The sequence below is a fragment of the Kingella sp. (in: b-proteobacteria) genome, from assembly GCF_030527935.1.
In the GTDB taxonomy this organism is placed as follows: domain Bacteria; phylum Pseudomonadota; class Gammaproteobacteria; order Burkholderiales; family Neisseriaceae; genus Kingella_B.
Genome location: NZ_JAUMZV010000071.1, coordinates 1 through 3,423 on the forward strand (window position 1 = coordinate 1; position 3,423 = coordinate 3,423).

Here is a 3,423-nt window from a genome sequence, read left to right on the forward strand (position 1 = left end):
ACCTGTGTTTGGGTTTCGGCTGTCGAAGGAAAGGCTTTTTTGCAAAGGTCTCAAATAGTCAAACAGCCCAATGCTCACCTGCACAAAAAGGCAGCCTGAAAACCAGTTTCCCAGTTTTCAGGCTGCCTTTTACGCTTGTTTATTCAAACAATGCTTGGATGGCAATGGCGCGGTTTAGAAACCACCCATGCCGCCCATACCACCCATGCCGCCCATATCAGGCATAGCAGCGGGTTTGTCTTCGGGGATGTCGGCAATCATGCACTCGGTGGTCAGCATCAAGCCCGCGATAGAAGCGGCGTGTTGCAGCGCAGATCGGGTTACTTTGGCGGGGTCTAGCACGCCCATAGCAATCATGTCGCCGTAGGTGTCGTTGCCCGCATTGAAACCAAAGTTGCCTTTGCCTTCCAACACTTTGTTCACCACCACGCTTGGCTCGCCGCCGGCGTTGGCCACGATTTGGCGCAGTGGCGCTTCAATCGCACGCAGCACGATTTTCACACCGGCTTCTTGGTCGGCATTGGCGGTTTCCACCGATTTCAACGCCGCACGGGCACGCAGCAGAGCCACGCCACCGCCAGCCACTACGCCTTCTTCCACCGCCGCGCGAGTGGCGTGCAGCGCATCGTCCACGCGGTCTTTTTTCTCTTTCATTTCCACTTCGGTCGCCGCGCCCACTTTAATCACCGCCACGCCACCAGCCAATTTCGCCACGCGCTCTTGCAATTTTTCTTTATCGTAATCGCTGGTTGCGGTTTCAATTTGTTTGCGGATTTCGTTCACGCGCGCATCCACCGCCGCTTTTTCGCCGTAGCCGTCAATAATGGTGGTGTTTTCTTTGCTGATTTCAATGCGTTTGGCTTGTCCCAAGTGTTCCAAAGTGGTTTGTTCCAAAGTCAAACCGATTTCTTCGGCAATCACCGTGCCACCAGTCAAAATAGCGATGTCTTGCAACATGGCTTTGCGGCGGTCGCCAAAACCGGGGGCTTTTACAGCAACGGTTTTCAAAATACCGCGAATGCTGTTCACCACCAAGGTTGCCAACGCTTCGCCTTCAACGTCTTCGGCGATAATCAACAAGGGGCGGCTGGTTTTGGCCACTTGTTCCAACACAGGCAGCAAGTCGCGGATGTTGCTGATTTTTTTGTCAAACAACAACACAAAAGGATTGTCCAAGCCTGCAATTTGTTTTTCCAAATCGTTCACAAAGTAAGGCGACAAGTAGCCACGGTCAAATTGCATCCCTTTAACCACTTCCAACTCGTTTTCCAACGATTTGCCGTCTTCCACGGTAATCACGCCTTCTTTGCCCACTTCTTGCATCGCATCGGCGATGATTTTGCCTACTTGCTCATCAGAGTTGGCAGAAATTGAGCCTACTTGCGCGATTTGCTCGTAGGTTTCGCAAGGTTTGGCGATGTTTGCCAATTCGCCCACCAAAGCGGTAACGGCTTTATCAATACCGCGTTTCAAATCAGTGGGGTTCATGCCTGCGGTAACGTATTTCATGCCTTCGGCAACGATGGATTGCGCCAACACGGTTGCGGTGGTGGTGCCATCGCCTGCCACGTCGTTGGTTTTGGACGCGACTTCTTTCAGCATTTGCGCGCCCATGTTTTCAAATTTGTCTTTCAATTCGATTTCTTTGGCTACGGTCACGCCGTCTTTGGTGATGTGCGGGCCACCGAACGAACGGTCAAGCACCACGTTGCGGCCTTTGGGGCCTAGGGTTACTTTTACCGCGTTGGCCAACACGTTCACGCCGTTTACCATTTTTTGACGCACTTCTGTGCCAAATTGAACTTCTTTTGCTGCCATTTTAATATTCCTTAATATAGATGTTTTACAATAAAAAAGCGTTTTCAGGCTGCCTTATTCCACAATGCCGAAGATGTCTTCTTCGCGCATCACCAGCAATTCCACGCCGTCTGCTTTCACAGTTTGACCGCTGTATTTGCCAAAAATCACTTTGTCGCCCACTTTAACGTCCAAAGCGCGGCGGCTACCGTCTTTGCCGATTTTGCCTTCGCCCACGGCAACCACTTCACCCATGTCGGGTTTTTCAGCCGCAGATGGCGCAAGAATAATGCCTGATGCGGTTTTTTCTTCGGCTTCCAAGCGTTTGATGACCACGCGGTCGTGTAAAGGACGGATTTTCATGTGTTGTCTCCTGATTATGGGGTTAAAAAGAAAGGTGGCGCACGCCACAACGCTTCCCTACATAATGGCGGGGTTTGGGGAATTCAAGGGGGCGAGTGGAAAATTTTTCGCGTGGTTAAACAAGGTTTCAGGCTGCCTCATCATACAGAGGCAGCCTGAAAACGATAGACGACATTATTTTTGGCACACAGGGCAATAAAACGTGCCGCGCTGCCCGATAACGGTTTTGACAATCGGCGTGCCGCATTGGGCGCAGGGCTGGTTGGCTCTGCCGTACACCTTGTATTCCTGCTGAAAATAGCCGCTTTTGCCCTCGCTGTTCACAAAATCGCGCAGGGTGCTGCCGCCTGTTTCAATCGCGCGGCGCAGGATGTGTTTAACGGCGGCGGTTAAAGCCGCGCATTCGGTTTTGCTTAACGATTTGGCGGCGCGTTGCGGGGCGATGGCAGCCTGAAACAGGCTTTCGTTGGCATAAATATTGCCCACACCCACCACGATTTTGTTGTCCATCAGCGCGGTTTTGACGGGGCTGCCGCGCTTTTGCAGGGCTTGGGACAGGTAGTCCGCCGTAAAATCATCGCTTAACGGCTCAACGCCCAAATCTTTCAACAAATCATGGTGCTCCGCCGCGCCTGCCAGCCACAAAATTGCGCCAAAGCGGCGCGGGTCGTGGTAGCGCAGCAACGTGCCGTTGGCAAACGCAATGTCCACATGGTCGTGCTTACCCGCTGCGGGCGCACCGCCGTGCCAAATCCGCAGGCTGCCCGACATGCCCAGATGAACCAGCAGCACGCCTGTGTCAAAACGAATCAGCAGATATTTGGCACGGCGGCGGCATTCGCGCACCACCAGCCCGCGCAGGGTTTCAGGCAGCACGGGCGGGATTTGCCAGCGCAGCTTGGGCTGGCGGACGGTTACGGTGCAGACGGTTTGGTTGAGAATATGCGAAGCGATGCCGCGCAGGGTGGTTTCCACTTCGGGGAGTTCGGGCATGGTGGCGGTGTTGTGATTTTATGGAATAAAATTATAAAGAAAAGGTAGCCTGAAAATGGAAGTTGTGATTTTCAGAACGTTGCGATACTAACTTTCGGGTTAAATCTACCAATACAAACATCAGATGAGATAAAAGCAAATTTTAATTATAATCTTAATCAAAAATTTCTTTTAATTTTCTTTTTTCGTACTCTAATAATTCATCAAGGTTATACAATTTTTGGGGCTGTCCTAGATAACTAGGATAAATTACTTCTTACCAATTGTTTT

The 3,423-nt window shown here is 51.5% G+C and carries 3 protein-coding genes; all 3 read right to left on the minus strand.

The window, feature by feature from the left end; all coding sequences use genetic code 11:
- Positions 1 to 174: 174 nt before the first annotated feature.
- On the minus strand, positions 175 to 1,818 hold the full coding sequence (gene groL, locus Q4A85_RS13165; protein WP_303111080.1) for a chaperonin GroEL: 1,644 nt from the start codon (positions 1,816 to 1,818) through the stop codon (positions 175 to 177).
- Between the two features lie 54 nt (positions 1,819 to 1,872).
- The gene (groES, locus tag Q4A85_RS13170; protein ID WP_303111081.1) at positions 1,873 to 2,160 is read right to left on the minus strand and encodes a co-chaperone GroES; all 288 of its coding nucleotides are present in this window, start codon (positions 2,158 to 2,160) and stop codon (positions 1,873 to 1,875) included.
- 174 nt (positions 2,161 to 2,334) lie between these two features.
- Positions 2,335 to 3,153, minus strand: coding sequence for a bifunctional DNA-formamidopyrimidine glycosylase/DNA-(apurinic or apyrimidinic site) lyase (gene mutM / locus Q4A85_RS13175; protein WP_303111083.1), 819 nt, complete (start codon positions 3,151 to 3,153; stop codon positions 2,335 to 2,337).
- Positions 3,154 to 3,423 lie beyond the last annotated feature (270 nt).

Bases quoted from the DNA above. Each gene is read 5' to 3' on its own strand.
- groL (WP_303111080.1), bottom strand. From the start codon at position 1,818: ATGGCAGCAAAAGAAGTTCAATTTGGCACAGAAGTGCGTCAAAAAATG.
- groES (WP_303111081.1), bottom strand. From the start codon at position 2,160: ATGAAAATCCGTCCTTTACACGACCGCGTGGTCATCAAACGCTTGGAA.
- mutM (WP_303111083.1), bottom strand. From the start codon at position 3,153: ATGCCCGAACTCCCCGAAGTGGAAACCACCCTGCGCGGCATCGCTTCG.